Annotated in this window: 18 protein-coding genes; 10 read left to right on the forward strand and 8 right to left on the reverse strand. The window is 75.1% G+C overall.

Annotation, left to right across the window (positions count from 1 at the left end):
- The first annotated feature begins 1 nt into the window (after position 1).
- Genes WCD74_RS23935 through WCD74_RS23945 form a run of 3 tightly spaced genes read left to right on the forward strand, consistent with a single transcriptional unit; the run spans position 2 to position 2,805 of the window.
- Positions 2 to 430, forward strand: coding sequence for a nitroreductase family deazaflavin-dependent oxidoreductase (locus WCD74_RS23935; protein ID WP_337697403.1), 429 nt, complete (start codon positions 2 to 4; stop codon positions 428 to 430).
- 15 nt (positions 431 to 445) lie between these two features.
- The gene (locus WCD74_RS23940; protein WP_337697404.1) at positions 446 to 1,399 is read left to right on the forward strand and encodes an NAD(P)-dependent oxidoreductase; all 954 of its coding nucleotides are present in this window, start codon (positions 446 to 448) and stop codon (positions 1,397 to 1,399) included.
- Between the two features lie 17 nt (positions 1,400 to 1,416).
- Positions 1,417 to 2,805, forward strand: a complete 1,389-nt coding sequence (locus tag WCD74_RS23945; protein ID WP_337697405.1) for a class II 3-deoxy-7-phosphoheptulonate synthase — start codon at positions 1,417 to 1,419, stop codon at positions 2,803 to 2,805.
- Positions 2,806 to 2,811: 6 nt separating this feature from the next.
- Here WCD74_RS23945 and WCD74_RS23950 read toward each other — a convergent pair whose 3' ends face one another.
- Positions 2,812 to 4,005 (reverse strand): protein kinase domain-containing protein, encoded by a 1,194-nt coding sequence (locus WCD74_RS23950; protein ID WP_337697406.1) that lies wholly within the window; start codon positions 4,003 to 4,005, stop codon positions 2,812 to 2,814.
- A 108-nt stretch (positions 4,006 to 4,113) separates the two neighbouring features.
- Between WCD74_RS23950 and WCD74_RS23955 the strand changes: the two genes are divergently transcribed.
- A complete protein-coding gene (locus tag WCD74_RS23955; RefSeq protein ID WP_337697407.1) occupies positions 4,114 to 4,473 on the forward strand; it encodes an Rv2175c family DNA-binding protein in 360 nt (119 codons plus the stop codon).
- Here WCD74_RS23955 and WCD74_RS23960 read toward each other — a convergent pair.
- Genes WCD74_RS23960 through WCD74_RS23975 form a run of 4 tightly spaced genes read right to left on the reverse strand, consistent with a single transcriptional unit; the run spans position 4,442 to position 8,412 of the window.
- Positions 4,442 to 4,780, reverse strand: coding sequence for a hypothetical protein (locus tag WCD74_RS23960; RefSeq protein ID WP_337697408.1), 339 nt, complete (start codon positions 4,778 to 4,780; stop codon positions 4,442 to 4,444). The genes WCD74_RS23955 and WCD74_RS23960 overlap by 32 nt on opposite strands.
- Before the next feature lie 10 nt (positions 4,781 to 4,790).
- Positions 4,791 to 5,810, reverse strand: coding sequence for a phytoene/squalene synthase family protein (locus WCD74_RS23965; RefSeq protein ID WP_337697409.1), 1,020 nt, complete (start codon positions 5,808 to 5,810; stop codon positions 4,791 to 4,793).
- The gene (crtI, locus tag WCD74_RS23970) at positions 5,807 to 7,282 is read right to left on the reverse strand and encodes a phytoene desaturase family protein (RefSeq protein ID WP_337697410.1); all 1,476 of its coding nucleotides are present in this window, start codon (positions 7,280 to 7,282) and stop codon (positions 5,807 to 5,809) included. The genes WCD74_RS23965 and crtI overlap by 4 nt, the downstream gene beginning before the upstream one ends.
- Positions 7,282 to 8,412, reverse strand: coding sequence for a polyprenyl synthetase family protein (locus WCD74_RS23975; RefSeq protein WP_337697411.1), 1,131 nt, complete (start codon positions 8,410 to 8,412; stop codon positions 7,282 to 7,284). Before WCD74_RS23975 ends, crtI begins: the two co-directional genes overlap by 1 nt.
- A 132-nt stretch (positions 8,413 to 8,544) precedes the next feature.
- On the opposite strand from WCD74_RS23975, the gene metF reads away from it, so the two are divergent.
- On the forward strand, positions 8,545 to 9,432 hold the full coding sequence (metF, locus tag WCD74_RS23980; protein WP_337697412.1) for a methylenetetrahydrofolate reductase [NAD(P)H]: 888 nt from the start codon (positions 8,545 to 8,547) through the stop codon (positions 9,430 to 9,432).
- Positions 9,433 to 9,438: 6 nt separating this feature from the next.
- On the opposite strand, the gene WCD74_RS23985 is transcribed toward metF, so the two are convergent.
- Positions 9,439 to 10,110, reverse strand: coding sequence for an LppM family (lipo)protein (locus WCD74_RS23985; protein WP_337697413.1), 672 nt, complete (start codon positions 10,108 to 10,110; stop codon positions 9,439 to 9,441).
- Between the two features lie 29 nt (positions 10,111 to 10,139).
- Positions 10,140 to 10,856, reverse strand: a complete 717-nt coding sequence (locus WCD74_RS23990) for a GNAT family N-acetyltransferase (RefSeq protein ID WP_337697414.1) — start codon at positions 10,854 to 10,856, stop codon at positions 10,140 to 10,142.
- A 289-nt stretch (positions 10,857 to 11,145) separates the two neighbouring features.
- On the opposite strand from WCD74_RS23990, the gene WCD74_RS23995 reads away from it, so the two are divergent.
- Positions 11,146 to 11,436, forward strand: a complete 291-nt coding sequence (locus WCD74_RS23995; RefSeq protein ID WP_337697415.1) for a hypothetical protein — start codon at positions 11,146 to 11,148, stop codon at positions 11,434 to 11,436.
- Between the two features lie 24 nt (positions 11,437 to 11,460).
- Entirely contained in the window at positions 11,461 to 12,009 is a 549-nt protein-coding gene (locus tag WCD74_RS24000) for an SAV_6107 family HEPN domain-containing protein (protein ID WP_337697416.1), read from the forward strand.
- A gap of 3 nt (positions 12,010 to 12,012) precedes the next feature.
- On the opposite strand, the gene WCD74_RS24005 is transcribed toward WCD74_RS24000, so the two are convergent.
- On the reverse strand, positions 12,013 to 12,882 hold the full coding sequence (locus WCD74_RS24005; protein ID WP_337697417.1) for a ParA family protein: 870 nt from the start codon (positions 12,880 to 12,882) through the stop codon (positions 12,013 to 12,015).
- Between the two features lie 58 nt (positions 12,883 to 12,940).
- On the opposite strand from WCD74_RS24005, the gene WCD74_RS24010 reads away from it, so the two are divergent.
- The 3 genes from WCD74_RS24010 (at position 12,941) to mraZ (ending at position 15,298) form a co-directional block, all read left to right on the forward strand.
- Entirely contained in the window at positions 12,941 to 13,702 is a 762-nt protein-coding gene (locus WCD74_RS24010) for a methyltransferase domain-containing protein (RefSeq protein WP_337697418.1), read from the forward strand.
- A 234-nt stretch (positions 13,703 to 13,936) separates the two neighbouring features.
- Positions 13,937 to 14,338, forward strand: a complete 402-nt coding sequence (locus tag WCD74_RS24015) for an SCO2097 family morphological protein (RefSeq protein WP_337697419.1) — start codon at positions 13,937 to 13,939, stop codon at positions 14,336 to 14,338.
- Between the two features lie 528 nt (positions 14,339 to 14,866).
- On the forward strand, positions 14,867 to 15,298 hold the full coding sequence (gene mraZ, locus WCD74_RS24020) for a division/cell wall cluster transcriptional repressor MraZ (protein ID WP_337697420.1): 432 nt from the start codon (positions 14,867 to 14,869) through the stop codon (positions 15,296 to 15,298).
- Positions 15,299 to 15,398: the final 100 nt, after the last annotated feature.

The raw sequence follows: 15,398 nt of genomic DNA on the forward strand, positions 1-15,398 counted from the left end.
CATGAGCGAGCAGGTGGAGACCAACCCGACCGACTGGGTGCGCGAGCAGATCGAGCGGATCCAGGAGACCGGCACGACCGAGGGCATCGAGGTCCTGGGCTCGCCGATCGTGCTGATGACCCTGCGCGGGGCGAAGACCGGCAAGCTGCGCCACACCCCGGTGATGCGGGTGGAGCACGACGGGCACTACGGCGTCGTCGCCTCCAAGGGCGGCGCCGACGAGCACCCGGTCTGGTACCACAACATCGTCGCCAACCCGGAGTTCCAGCTGCAGGACGGCACCGTCACGAAGACCTACCGCGCCCGGCTGGTCGAGGGCGAGGAGCGGGCGCAGTGGTGGGAGCGCGCGGTGGCCGCCTACCCGTCGTACGCGGAGTACCAGGAGAAGACCGACCGGGAGATCCCGGTGTTCGTGCTCGACCCGGTCTGAGTCCAGGATCCCGGCGTGCGTATCGGACTGGTCGGCGGCGGGTTCCCCGAGGTGCGACGGTGCCTCACCGAGGCCCTGGCGGAGCTCGCGCCGCCGGAACTGGCGGGGGCGGAGCTCGTCGACGTCCCGCACTCTGCGCCGGTCCCCGCGGAGGTGCTCGCCCCGCTGGGCAGCACGATCGACGGGCCGTTGATCGACGCGTGCGGGGCGCGGTTCGTCCAGCAGTTCGGCGTCGGGGTGTCCGGCGTGGACCTGGCCGCCGCCCGCGATCGCGGGATCCCGGTGGCGAACGTGCCGGGCGGGGAGTCCGGGAATGCGACCGCGGTCGCCGAGATGGCGGTCCTCCTGCTGCTGGCGCTCCTCCGGCGCTACGAGGAGGCGCGAGCCGGGGTCGCGGAGAAGGTGGTCGGCGCGCCGATGGGGGTCATGCTGCGCGGCCGGACGGTCGCGGTGCTGGGGACCGGCGACATCGGGGTCGAGGTCGCCGCCCGGCTGCGCGCCTTCGGCGTGCGCGTCGTCGGGATCGGACGGCGGGAGGCCGCGGACTACCCGGAGGCGGCCGCGGTGGTGGACGAGTACCGCCGCGGGTCCCTCCCGGCCGCGCTGTCCGGGTGCGACGACCTGGTGGTCGCGTGCCCGCTGACCGAGCAGACCCGGGGCCTCGTCGCCGACGGGGCGCTCGCGGCGCTGGAGCCGGGCGGGTACGTCGTCAACGTCGCCCGGGGTCCGGTCGTGGACCGCGACGCGCTGCTCGCCGCGCTGCGCTCCGGGCGCCTGGCCGGGGCCGGACTGGACGTCACCTGGACCGAGCCGGTCGACCCGCACGACGAGCTGCTGGGCGAGAACGTGCTCGTGACCCCGCACGTCGGCGGGATCACCGAGCAGTCCTACGCCGGGATGGCGCGCGGGTTCGTGACCAACGTCGTCCGCTTCGTCCGCGGTGAGGCGGTCCGGCACCGGGTCGCGTGACAGTAGGCTGTCGTCCCGTGTGGTCCGTCGACCTGCCCGTGGATGCCCTGCCCGGCCTGCCGCCGCTGCCCGCGGAGCTGCGCGAACGGCTGGACGCCGCGCTGTCGCGGCCCGCCGTCCAGCAGCCCGCGTGGCCGGACGCCGCGGCGGTGACCGACGTGCGCACCGTGCTCGAGCACGTCCCGCCGATCACGGTGCCCGCCGAGATCGACCGCCTCCGCGGCCAGCTCGCGGCGGTGGCCCGGGGCGAGGCGTTCCTGCTGCAGGGCGGCGACTGCGCGGAGACCTTTGCCGACAACACCGAGCCGCACCTGCGCGGCAACATCCGCACCCTGCTGCAGATGGCGGTCGTGCTCACCTACGGGGCGTCCACCCCCGTCGTCAAGATCGGCAGGATCGCGGGGCAGTACGCCAAGCCGCGCTCCGCGGACACGGACGCGCTCGGCCTGCCGTCGTACCGCGGGGACATGGTCAACTCGCTGGCTGCGAACGCGGAGCTGCGCGTCCCCGACCCGGGCCGGATGATCCGCGCCTACGCCAACGCCTCGGCCGCGATGAACCTGGTCCGGGCGCTGACGTCTGGCGGGATGGCGGACCTGCACGAGGTCCACGACTGGAACCGCGAGTTCGTCGCGAACTCCGCGGCCGGTGAGCGGTACGAGGCGGTCGCGGCCGAGATCGACCGGGCGCTGCGCTTCATGTCCGCGTGCGGCGTCACCGACCACACGCTGCACGCCACCGAGATCTTCGCCAGCCACGAGGCGCTGGTGCTCGACTACGAGCGGGCGCTGCTGCGGCTGGACTCCACGAAGCGCGACGACCCGAGGCTGTTCTCCCTGGGCGCGCACTTCCTGTGGATCGGGGAGCGGACCCGCGCCCTGGACGGCGCGCACATCGCGTTCGCCGAGCTGCTCGCCAACCCGATCGGGCTCAAGATCGGCCCGTCGACCACCCCTGAGCAGGCGGTGGAGTACGTCGAGCGGCTCGATCCCCGCGGGGAGGCGGGCCGGCTGACGCTGATCTCGCGGATGGGCGCGGGGAAGGTCCGCGACGTGCTCCCGGGCATCGTGGAGAAGGTGACCGCGTCCGGCCACCAGGTGATCTGGCAGTGCGACCCCATGCACGGCAACACCTACGAGGCCACCACCGGCTTCAAGACCCGCCACTTCGACCAGGTCGTCGACGAGGTCCAGGGCTTCTTCGAGGTGCACCACCGCCTCGGCACCCATCCCGGGGGCATCCACGTGGAGCTCACCGGGGAGAACGTCACCGAGTGCCTCGGCGGCGCCCAGGAGATCTCCGACACCGACCTGGCCGGCCGCTACGAGACCGCCTGCGACCCCCGGCTGAACACGCAGCAGTCGCTGGAGCTGGCGTTCCTCATCGCGGAGATGCTCCGTAACTAGGGAGTTCTAGGGAGTCCCCAGGCCCCACCCGACGATCCCGGACGCGACGCTCGCGACGAGGACGCCGAGCACCCAGGCGGCGAGGATCCGGCGCGACCGGATGCGGGCCCGCCGCCGGGCCTGCCGCTCCACGCGGTCCGCGACGTCGGCGTGGGCCGAGCGCGAGGGGGCGGCCTCCTCCGGGATCGGCTCCGGCTCCGGTTCCGGGTCGGGCTCCGGGGCGGCGCGGGGGGTCGGGCCGGTGAAGACGCGGGTGCCGGTGTGCGGCGGCGGGGTCGCGCCGGCGGCCCGCCGCCGGGGCGGCGCGACCGGCGAGAACGGCAGCGCCTCCTCCTGCCGCGCCCGGCGCGCGGCCTCGAGGAACGCCGCCGCGCTCGCGACGCGGTCGTCGGGATCGCGCCGGGTGGCGGCGACCACGAGCCGGTCGAGGGCGCGGGGGATGCCCGGGGCGCGGGTCGAGGGCGCGGGCACGTCGACGTTCACGTGCCGGTAGGCGACCGCCAGCGCGGTGTCCCCGCCGTGCGGCGGCACCCCGGTGAGCAGCTCGAACAGCACGACCCCCGCGGCGTACACGTCGCTGCGCTCGTCGGTGCGGCCGTGCTGGACCTGCTCCGGCGCGAGATAGGCGGCCGTCCCCAGGATGAGGTCGTCCGAGGTGGAGCCGCCGGTGTCCAGCGACCCGTCCGCCGCGCCGTCCCACGCCGCCGCGACCAGCCCGAAGTCGGCCACCTTGAGCTGGCCCGTCGTCGCGACCAGGACGTTCTCCGGCTTGACGTCGCGGTGCACCATCCCCGACCGGTGGGCCACCGACAGCGCCCCGAGCACCTGCTCGACCACGGTCAGCGCGGTCGCGGGCGCGAGCCGGACCTGCTCGCGGAGCACGTCGCGCAGCGTCCCGCCCTCGACCAGTTCGAGGACGAGGAAGATCGTGCCGTCGGCGTGGCGCCCCTGGTCGTGCACCGCGACGATGCCGGGGTGGGAGAGCCGGGCGGCCGCCCGGGCCTCGCGCTCGAACCGCCGCACGAACGTCGGGTCGCTCGCCAGCGACGGCTGCATGATCTTGACCGCGACCGGTCGGTCGAGCCGCAGGTCCGTGCCGCGGTGCACCGTCGACATGCCGCCCCGCGCGATCACCTCGCCGACGCGGTACCGGCCGTCGAGCACCGTCCCGGCGGTCCCCGAGGTGGTGTCGCGCGGCATGCCGGCGATGCTAGGCACAGCGTGGGCCCTCCGGCCGGGACGACGCGCGGACGCGACCCGGCGCGAACCGATGTCCCCCGGGCGTGTCCTCTGGCACAGTGGGCGCCGATGACCGCCGCACTGACCGCTCTCGTGGGTCGCGAGATCGACGCCCTGACCCTCGCCGAGGCCGGCGAGCGGCTCGGCGTGCCCCGCACCCGTGTCAGCCAGATGATCAAGCAGGGCCAGCTCCTCGGGGTCCGCGAGGGCGACAAGTGGATCGTCCCGGCGGCCTTCCTGGTCGAGAGCGGCGTGGTCAAGGGCCTGCCCGGGCTGATCACGGTGCTGCGCGACGGCGGCTACACCGACGAGGAGATCCTCCGCTGGCTGTTCCTGGAGGACCCGACGCTGCCCGGCGCGCCCATCGAGGCCCTGCGCTCGGACCGCGGCGGCGAGGTCAAGCGCCGCGCGCAGGCGATGGCCTTTTGAGGACCGTCCCGACGACGGGGGCGAGGGCCGCGGCCCGCCACGGCCCCAGGGTGCGGACGAGGCCGATCGCGACGGCGGGTCCGTGCCAGGCCCGCACGCGGTCGACGCCGTCGGCGCCGACCGTCACCGCGAGCAGCGTCGGGGCGTGCGGCGGGTCCGCGCCGTAGGCCTCCGCCCGCCAGGCCCGCACGCGGTAGTCGCGCAGCGGCAGGACCTCCAGCGCCGGTTCCCGGGCGCTCACCCGCGTCGCGACCGCCCGGCACCGCGCGCAGTCCGCGTCGAAGGCGAGGACGAGCTCGTCGGGCACCCGCCGCAGCCTAGGCGGCCGGGCGTCGTCGCCACGGCCGGTGGCGGGCCGCGACCGCGCGGACCAGGCCGGGACCGGCGACCGCGGCGCGCCGGGCCTTCCCGACGACGACCCGGTGCCTGAGCACGTCGTAGTCCGCCGCCACGATCTCGTCGAGGATGCCGCGGTACAGCACGAACGCCGTCCGGACACAGGGGCGCGAGACGGGGTCGAGCAGGGCGATGCCGTCGTCCGCCCGGCGGTAGATCGCCCGGGTGCGGGCGACGAGGTGGGCGATCGCGCGCCGCACCCGCGCATCGGTGCGCTCCCGCTCCCGGCACCAGGCGAGCAGCTCCCGGTCCACCCCGAACGCCGCGAGCTCGTCGGCGGGGAGGTAGACGCGCCCGCGGTCGAGGTCCTCGCCGACGTCGCGCAGGAAGTTCGTCACCTGGAAGGCGACGCCGAGCGCCGCGGCGGCCGGCGCGGCCTCCTCCCGGGGGACCACGGTGCCCAGCACGGGCAGCACCTGCAGCCCGATCACCGCCGCCGACCCGTGGACGTAGACGGCGAGGTCGTCGAACGTCGGGTAGTCGGTGACGGTCAGGTCCATCGCCATCGAGTCCATGAAGTCCTCGAGGTGGCGGTGGTCGATGCCGTAGCGGTCGACGGTGTGCGCGAGGGCGGCGACCACCGGCTCCTCGGCCAGGACGTCACTGATCCAGCCCCCGTCGCCGCGCTCGCCCGAGCTGCCCGACAGCGCCACCCGCATCCGGGCGCGGATCTCCTCGATCCGGGCGACGACCTCCGCGACCGTCGCTGCGCCCGGCGCGTCCACCACGTCGTCGGCCATGCGCGCGAAGCCGTAGAGCGCGTGGATCGCGGGGCGCTGGGCGGGCGTCAGCAGGCGGGTCGCCAGGAAGTAGGTGCGGCCGTGCTCGGCGTTGAGGGCCCGGCAGCGGGCGTACGCCTCCCGGAGGTCCGGCGAGGTGATGCCGGCGGCGTCCAGCTCCGCCGCGGCGCCGCGCGGCGGGGTGGCCACACCCGCCGTCATGAAGGCATGCCCCCGATCCGGGCGGCGGCGAGCTTGCCCGAGACGACCACCGTCGGGACCCCGACGCCGGGCGTGGTGCCGCACCCAGCGAGGTAGGCGTTGTCGAGGCCGCGGACGCGGTTGCCGGACCGGAAGGGTCCGGTCTGGCCGAACGTGTGCGCGGCCGAGAACGGGGTGCCCGCGGCCATGCCCATGCGGGCCCAGTCGGCGGGGGAGATGCGGTGCTCGGCCACCACGTGCCCGGTCACGTCGATGCCGCGGCCCGCGAGCACCCCGAGGATCTCGTCGCGGTAGCGCGGGGTGATGCGGTCCCAGTCGAGGTCTGGGGCCGTCTCGAGGTTGGGGCACGGCGCGAGGACCGAGACGTAGTCGGCGCCCGGCGGGGCGAGCTCCGGGTCGGTCGTCGTCGGGCGCGTGACCAGCAACGAGGGGTCGCTCATGAGCCGACCGCGGGTGATGATCTCGTCGAACGTCGACGCCCAGGCGTCGCCGAACGAGATCGTGTGGTGCCCGAGATCGGGCTGCGCGCGGTCCAGGCCGAGGTGCACGACGAACGCCGACGGCGACCAGCGCAGCGGGACCGCGCGGCGCGGGCGCCGCCCGACGAGCGCGTGGACGGCCGGGAGGTCGGGGGTCAGGACGACCGCGTCGGCCCGGAGCGTCCCGCCGGTGGTCTCGACGGCGGTGACCCGCCCGCCGTGCCGTTCCAGCGCCGTGACCTCGTGGCCGTAGCGGAACTCCACCCCCGCGGCGGCGGCCGCGTCCGCGTAGGCCTGCGGCAGCGCGCGGACCCCGCCCCGCGGGAAGTAGACGCCCGCGACCGTGTCCATGTAGGCGATGACCGCGTAGGCCGCCAGCGCCCGGGCCGGCGGGACCCCGGCGTAGAGCGCCTGGAAGGAGAAGATGCGGCGCAGGCGCTCGTCGTGCACGAATCGCCCGACCTGCGACCCGAGGCGGCCGAAACCGCCGAGCAGGCCCAGCCGGACGAGGTCGCGGGAGACGACGTCGAGCGGCGAGTCGAAGTTGGCGTCGATGAACGTCGCCATCTGGATGCCGTAGAGCTCGGTGAGCCACGCGCGCAGCCGCCGGTAGCCCGCCGCCTCCGCCGCGGAGATCTTCTCGCGGATCTCCTGCTCCATTGCGTCGCCGTCGGTGTGGACGTCGATGGCGGATCCGTCGGCGAACCGCGCGTGGTAGGCCGGGTCGAGCCGGACGAGGTCGAGGCGGTCGCCCAGCTTCTCCCCGACGGCCCGGAGCGGCTCCTCGAGCAGGTCCGGCATCGTCAGGACGGTCGGGCCGGTGTCGAGCCGGAAGTGTCCGGACCGGCCGTCGGGAAGATCGAGCCGGCCCGCACGGCCGCCGGGGAAGGCCTCGCGCTCGACGACGACGACCTCGCGGCCCGCGCCGCGCAGGTGCAGCGCCGCGGTCAGCCCGGCGAGGCCCGCCCCCACGACGACGACGGGTCCGGCCATCAGAACGTCCTCCGGGTCGCGGCGGCGGCGAGCGTGGTGAGCCGGTCGCGGGCCGCGGGGTCGATCTTCGCGGTGGTGAGCGCAGCGAGCGCGGAGGTGGTGAGGGTGTCGATGCGTTCCTCCACCTCGTCGACGACCCCGAGTCGTCGCAGGGCGGTCCGCGCGGCGTCGACGTCGGCCGGTCCCAGATCGTCCCGACCCAGGGCGTGCTCGACGGGCGCGGCGGCGTCGCGGTCGGGGTGGCGGCGGGCGAGGGCCACGAGCAGGGTGCGCTTGCCCTCGCGCAGGTCGTCCCCGGCGGGCTTGCCGGTGACGGCGGGGTCGCCGAAGACGCCCAGCAGGTCGTCGCGCAGCTGGAAGGCGATGCCGAGGTCGGTGCCGAAGCGGCGGTAGGCCGCCACGAGGTCGTCGTCGGCGCCGGCGAGCGCGGCGCCGAGGTGCAGCGGCCGCTCGATGGTGTAGGCGGCGGTCTTGTACCGGCTGATCCGCAGGACGCCCTCGGGGGTGGCGAGGTCGGTGGCGTGCCCGACGACGTCGAGGAACTGCCCGGCGAGCATCTCGGTGCGCATGGCGTCCCACACCGCGGCGGCGCGGGACAGGGTCGGGGCGTCGAGGCCGGCGCCGCGGAGCATGTCGTCCGACCACGCGAGGGCGAGGTCGCCCACGAGCACCGCGATCGCCCCGCCGAGCCGCTCGGAGGAACCGATCCAGTCACGCTCCGCGTGCCGCGCGGACCAGCGGGCGTGCACCGTCGGGATGCCGCGACGCAGGTCCGAGTCGTCGATCAGGTCGTCGTGCACCAGCGCGCAGGCCTGCACCAGCTCGAGGGCGGAGACGGTGCGCAGCACGACGTCGGGGGAGGGTCCGTCCTCCCGGTCGGCGCCGCTCGCGCCGCGCCAGCCCCACCAGGCGAAGGTCGGCCGCAGCCGCTTGCCGCCGCCGAGGGCCATCGCCGAGAGGTCGTCGACCGCGTCGACGAACTCCGGGGCCAGGTCGGCGCAGGTCTCGCGGCGGGCGGCGAGGAAGCGGCCGAGTTCCTCGGTGACCGCCGCCGGGAGATCGGACTCGACCTCCTCGAGCCGCTCCGGGCGCCCGACTCCACGCGCGGGCAGCGTCCGGCCTGCGGTCATTCGATCTCCCATCGCCGTCGGCGGACGCCAGGGTAGGGAACTCGGCCGGACCCGGCGCGACGGGCGCAAGGGGTCGCGTCGACCGTCACACGAAAGCCCCACACGGGCTGCCCGGCCACGTATGGTCACCGGATGGCCACTGTCATGGAGCGAATCCAGCGTGGGACGCCGACGTTCTCGGTGGAGTTCTTCCCGCCGAAGACCGACGAGGCGGAGCGCACGCTGTGGAACACCGTGCGGTCCATCGAACCACTGGACCCGGCATTCGTCTCGGTGACCTACGGCGCGGGCGGCTCCAGCCGCGACCGGACCGTGCGCACCACCGGGCGCATCGCGACCGACACCACCCTCACCGCGATGGCGCACCTGACCGCCGTGGACGCCTCGATGGAGGACCTGCGCCACGTCATCGGCTCCTACGCCGAGGCCGGCATCTCCAACGTCCTCGCCATCCGCGGCGACCCCCCGAACGACAAGGACGCCGAGTGGGTGCCGCACCCGGCCGGGCTGCAGTACACCGAGGAGCTCGTGCACATGGTGCGGCGCCTCGGGAGCTTCTGCGTCGGCGTGGCGGCCTTCCCCTACCTGCACCCGCGGTCGGGTGACGAGGACACGGACACGCGGTTCTTCGTGCAGAAGGTCAAGGCGGGCGCGGAGTTCGCGATCACGCAGATGTTCTACGACGCCGACCAGTTCCTGCGGATGCGCGACCGGATCGCCGCCGCGGGCTGCGAGATCCCGATCATGCCCGGCCTCATGCCGATCACCACGCCGAAGGCGATGGAGCGCGGGGCCGACTTCTCCGGGGCGGCCCTGCCGACGGCGATGGCCGAGCGGCTCGAGCCCTTGGCCGACGACGCCGCGGCCTTCCGCGACGCCGGGATCGACCTGTGCGTCGAGCTCTCGCAGCGGATGTACGACGAGGGCGTCGGCAACATCCACTACATCAGCATGAACCGGCACCCGGCGGTCGTGGACGTGGTGCAGCGCCTGGGCGTCGCGTCGTTCCCGGACGCCTGAGCCCCCTCAGCGGCGCGCCCGGCGGTCCACCCGTGGGCGCGTCGCGGCGGCCAGGGCGAACACCACGCCGGCCGCCACCAGGACCACCGCGGTGAGCAGCAGCGCCCAGCTGACCCACGACGGCGCGTCCGGGTCGGGGTACTCCGCGACCGCGTTCACCTCGCCGACCTCGCCGGGGGTGAAGGTCCAGCTGACGACGCCCGCGGAGACGGTGCCGTCGGTCTGGCGGACCGTGCCGGGGAAGGCCATCTTGAGCTGCACATCGGCGCTCTCCGGCGTGACCCGCGTCAGGTCGACCTGCCCGGACAGGACCACCCGGTCGCCCGCGCGGCGCAGCTGCAGGCGGATCGCGGACGACGTCGTGGGGCTGATCTGGGGCAGCAGCCGCGAGACGTCGTCGAACGACAGGTCCTCGAACGCGAGGTGCGAGCCGATGTAGCCGTCCTGCTCGTACCGGGTGACCGTGACGTCGCCCTCGAGGTCCGAGGGCACCTCGAGCGGCGGGCCGTTGCCGCCCGGCGTGCCGTCCGGCGTGCCGACGTCGATCGTGCCCGAGACCGTGTCCTCCGGGGACACCGCGAGCCCGGCGCGGACCCGGACGCACCCCGTGCCGAGCAGGCCCACGAGCGCGAGCACGAGGGCGAGCAGGACGAGGGGGCGTCTCCGGCGGCTGGGCACGCGGACATGGTGCCAGGCACCCCCGACGATCACGGCGAGCGGCGGACCGGCTCCCCGGGGTCGAGCGGCAACGGGCGCCCCAGCACGGCGAACGGGCGCGGGTCGCTGGAGAAGCGGTGGTGGCGCAGCACGTCGCGGAAGCCGCAGCGGCGGTACAGCGACCACGCCCGGGTCGGCGACGGGGCCTCCGGGGTGGAGAGCAGGACGTGCCCGGCGTCCGCGCGGTCCAGCAGCCGGCGCAGCAGGGCCTCGCCGAGCCCGTGGCCCTGGGCGTCCGTGCGCACGTGGAGCTCGGTGAGCTCGAAGTAGTCGGCGAGGTAGGCCTCGGGGTCGCCGTCGAGCGGCGCGCCCTCGAGCTCCGGGGCCGGCCGCTCGACGGCCCCGTCCGGGTCCGCGCCGGACTCGCCCAGCAGCCGGCTCCATCCGCCGCCGAACAGCCCGCCGCCGGACCGCCCGGTGCGCGCGGCCCGGCGCAGGCCCCGCCGGACCTCCTCGTACCACCACTGGCCGGGTGCGCCCGGGTAGCCGTAGGCGATGCCGCGCAGCACGTCCTCGCCGTCCACCGCGGCGACCGCGCGCCACCCGACGCGGCGCGAGTGCTCCAGCCACATCGGGGCGCGCTGGCGTGCGGTCCCCGCGGGGTAGCCCATCGCCTGCACGTACAGGTCGAGGGCCTCGTCGAGGCGACGCCCGAGCTCGGCCGGTGCGAGGTCGACGAGGTGGGGGTCCTCCGGCGCGGCCGTCATCGGTCGGCCCGGCGCGCCGCGTGCCCCGGCGTCGCTGCCTGCCCGTCCATCGCGCCATCTCATCACGTCGGGCGGCGCGGATCACGCTCACTCCCGGACGACTTGACGCGGGGCGGCGGGCAGGGTTCACTCGAACACGTCGAACACGTGTTCGACGGGGCCGGTCGGTCGGGGCGTGGGGAAGCGTCCCGCCGGCCGGGCCGGAGCCGCCGGCTTCCCCACGGTGGCAGGCACAGGCCGTCCCGCGCGAGGTGCGGGCGGCATCGAGCGCGCCGCCCGTGGAGGACGCATGGTTCGCAGCCCGTCGCCGGTCCAGGTCCGGTGCGTCGACGGGGACCCCGTCGAGTTCCACCGCCGACCGAACCGTCGGGACAGCCACTACCTGGTCACCGAGGTCCAGGAGCGGTGGATCGAGGAGTCGCGGTGGCCGTTCCGGTCGGCGATGCCCGTCGGCGGCGACCGGTGCCGGTGCTGGCGGGTGCTCGCCCGGCGCTCCGACGAGCCGCACCTGCCGCCGGGCGAGTTCGTCCTGCGCATGCGCTCCGGCCCGGGGGTCTGGGACCTCCGCTGGCTGACCTGACCCGACCCTGCCGAGGAGACCACCGTGAGCACCCCCACCTGCACCACCGGCGACCTGTTCGACACCGGGGCGGCGGCCTCCGCCCCGGCTCCGCGTCCCGCCTCCCGGGCCTCCGCCCCGGGGCGGGCACCCGTGGCGGGGCGGCGGGGCGAGGCGCGCCGACGCACCGCGGCGGCACCCCGCCCGCCCGCCCCGCCGCCGTCCCGCTCCGTCGTCTCCCTGCTCGGCGCCGCGCGGGACGGGCTGCGTGAGGCCCAGGGCGCGGCGACGCCGGCCGAGCGCTTCCGGCTCGCGCACCTCGCCGCGCTCCGCTCGGCGGCCGCCGTGCTGGCGGTGCGGGCCCGATCGCGCCGCACGTCCCGGCCCACCGACGCGTGGACGCTGCTGGCCTCGGTCGCACCGGAGTACGGGGAGTGGGCGGCGTTCTTCGCGGCGCACTCGTCGACCCGCTCGGCCGTCGAGGCGGGCGCCACCCGGCTGGTCGGCCAGCGCGACGCGGACGACATGGTGCGCCAGGCGGACCTGTTCCTGGCGCTGGTCACGAGGACGGTGGCCGGGCTCCGCCCGCTGTAGGGGTCAGCCGGTGCGGCGCGAGCCCCCGCGGCGTTCGCGGGTGCTGCTGTGGCCCGCCCGCACGATGCGGCCGAGCAGGTTGTCGAACTGCTGGGAGATCTCGCGGGCGCCCGGGGTGTCCCACCGCTGGATCGGCACCCCGGCGCCCTGGGCCTGCTGCACCGCGGTGCGGTCGGGCAGGACGCCCGAGAGCACGAGCGGGCCGAACAGCTCGCGGAGCTCGTTCACCCGGAACTCGTGCTCGGCCGAGCGGGCGCGGTACCGGTTGATCAGGACGCCGAGCGGCTGGAGCCGGGGGTTGTGGGCGCGCTCGGACTGGACCGCCTCGAAGGCGCGCTGCACGCCGGAGACGGCGAAGATCGTCGGCTCGGTGACCAGGACGGCGCGGTCGACGGCGACCAGCGCCGACCGGGTCAGCTGGCCCAGGGAGGGCGGGCAGTCGATGAGCACCAGTTCGTAGTGCGCCAGGTTCGCGCCGGGAGCCTGCCCGCGGAGACGTGTCGTGGGCTCGTCGGGCTCGGTGCCGCGGGGGAGGGCGGCCAGGAGGCGGGAGAGCCGGCCGAGCCGCTGCGACCCCGGGTCGGGGTGGTTGTGCCGCTCGATGTCCTCGGACCCCACCAGCACGTCGATCGTGTCGTCCCAGGCGCTCGGCGCGATCGAGGTGGCCAGCACCGCGGGGGAGGGGTGCTCCAGGGCGTCCGCGACCGTGGTCTCGCTCTCCGCGGGCTCCAGGGCCGTGGTCGCGTTGCCCTGCGGGTCCAGGTCGACCACCAGCGTGCGCAGGCCCTGCTTCGCGGCGGCCCCGGCCAGCCCGAGGGTGACGGTGGTCTTGCCGACCCCGCCCTTGAGGCTGAGCACCCCGGTCACGTACACGGGGGCAACCTACCGGCTCGGGCGCGGATCCCCGATGGGTGAGCACTACGGTGTGGCCGTGACCGCTCGCCCGGCCCGAACCCCCGCGCCACCGGTCGTCGACGTGGTGGCCGCGAGCCTGCGCGACGAGCTGGCGGCCGCACGCGCCCGCCGCGGGATCGACGGCGGCGCGGTGCGGGTGCTCGACGTCGGGGGCGGCAGCGGCGCCTGGGCGGTGCCCCTCGCGGAGCAGGGGTGCGAGGTCACGGTCGTGGACTCCAGCGCGAACGCCCTCGCCGTGCTCCGCAGCCGGGCCCGCGACGCCGGGGTCGCCGCCGCCGTCCACGCGTTGCAGGCGGACGTCGACGCGCTCGCGACGGTCACCGACGGGCTGCACGCCGACCTGGTCCTGGGGCACGGACTGCTGGAGTACGTCGACGACCCGGCTGCCGCCGTGCGCTCGCTCGCCGCCGCGACGGCGCCGGGCGGCCTGCTCTCGCTGCTGGTCGCCGGGCGCTACGCCGCCGTGCTCGCGCGCGTGGTCAGCGGACGGGTCGGCGACGCGCGCCGGATGCTGTCCGACCCCGCCGGGCGGTGGGGGCCGGCCGACCAGCTGCTGCGGCGCCTGGACACCGCCGAGCTCACCGCGCTCGTGGACGCCGAGGAGTCGTTGACCCTGGAGCGGGTGCAGGGTCACCGGGTGCTCGCGGACCTCATCCCCGAGGCCATGGCCGACGCGGGCACGCCGGCCGACGTCGCGGCGCTCGAGGAACTCGCCTCCACCACCCCGCCGCTGCGCGACCTCGCCTCCCGCATCCACGTCCTCGCCCGCCGCGTGTGACCGGCGTGTGGCGAGGACCGTAAGATCTCTACGGACCGCAGTCCGGTGATCGCGGGGCGTCGCGGGGACAGGCCTCTCACCGGCCGAAAGAATGATCGTCCGCGCAGAAATCCAGTCCGGGTAGTCGGACTGCCACCGGGCTCGTACGATGAAGGCAGCCATCACGTTGATGTGCCGATCGTCCCTTCCCCCCGGGGCCGATCCTCGCTCTCGTTCCGGTGCCGGAGGAGAACCATGCCGCTCTCCGAGCACGAGCAGCGTCTGCTCGACCAGATCGAGCGCGCGCTCTATGCCGAGGATCCCAAGTTCGCGTCGACCGTCCGTGGTGGCCGGCTACGACGCCCGTCGAGGCGCCGCCGCATCCAGGGCATCGCGCTCTTCGTCGTGGGTGTCGCCGCCCTCGTGATGGGGCTGGTCTTCCAGTGGTTCCCGGGAGGGTTCCCGGTCGTCAGCGTCATCGGCTTCCTCATGATGTTCGCGGGCGCCGTCCTCGCGATCACCGCCACCGGCGGCAAGAAGGGCGAGGCCGCGGCCGGTGAGGGCGACGCCAAGGCCGCCCCGGCCGGCGACAAGGAGAAGAGCCGCTTCACCACGAAGATGGAGGAGCGCTTCCGCAAGCGTTTCGAGCAGGAGTAGCAGCCTCCGCCCGCACTTCCCGCGCCGTCGACCCCCGGGTCGGCGGCGCGTTCGTGTCTCCGGGCCCCCACGTCGCCCCACCACGTGGTGCCGAGTGCGACGTGCGGCAGGTTCCGGGGCCCCACGGCCTGCCTGATGTCGCACTCGGCACCGGCCGGTGGCGGCGCCTCTCGCGTGAGTGGCGCCCTTCGCACACCTGACGTCAGCGATGGGCCATCGCTGACACCCCCCGGCGCCCCCCACTCCGCCCCACCGGCGCCCCCCACTCCGCCCCACCGGCGCCCCCACGAGGCCGGATCCACCCCCGAACCGGCCCGGCAGGCGTGTCACGACCTGCTCCGACCAGGTGGATCCGGGATGGTCGGGGCTCGTTCCCCACACGTCCCCCACCTGCCCCCACCGGCACTGACCTGGGCGAACTCCACCGATCGAGGCGCACACGCTGCCCCGGGGAGGTTGAAGGTGGTGGATCGTGGGGTATTGTGGTGCGCAGTGGGGCGATAGGGGCCTCATCGGGGAGGTGGGGCCGTGTTCCTCGGCACCCACACCCCGCGGTTGGACGAGAAGGGCAGGCTCACCCTGCCCGCCAAGTTCCGCGACGAGCTCGCAGGGGGGCTGATGATCACGAAGGGGCAGGACCACTGCCTGTACGTGTTCCCCCGTGACGAGTTCGAGCAGATGGCCCGCAAGGTGGCCGAGGCGCCGTTCACCGACGAGCGGGTGCGCGCGTACCAGCGCTACCTGTTCGCCGGCACCGACGAGCAGCGTCCGGACTCCCAGGGCCGCATCCCCATCGCGGCCGAACTGCGGCGCTACGCCGGGCTCGACCGCGACTGCACGGTGATCGGGGCGGTCAACCGTCTCGAGATCTGGGACTCGACGGCCTGGCAGACCTACCAGGACGCCCACGAGGACAGCTACGCGCAGGCCCAGCAGGAGGTTCTCCCCGGGGTCTTCTGACCCCACACACCGAGCACGACCCGCCCAGGACAGCGGGGTCGGGTGCCGTGAGGCCCCGACCCGCAGGGTGACGGCCCTGGCACACCTTCCCCGGTGCCAG

Origin of the sequence: Actinomycetospora aurantiaca, assembly GCF_037401875.1 — a bacterium.
GTDB lineage: Bacteria > Actinomycetota > Actinomycetes > Mycobacteriales > Pseudonocardiaceae > Actinomycetospora > Actinomycetospora aurantiaca.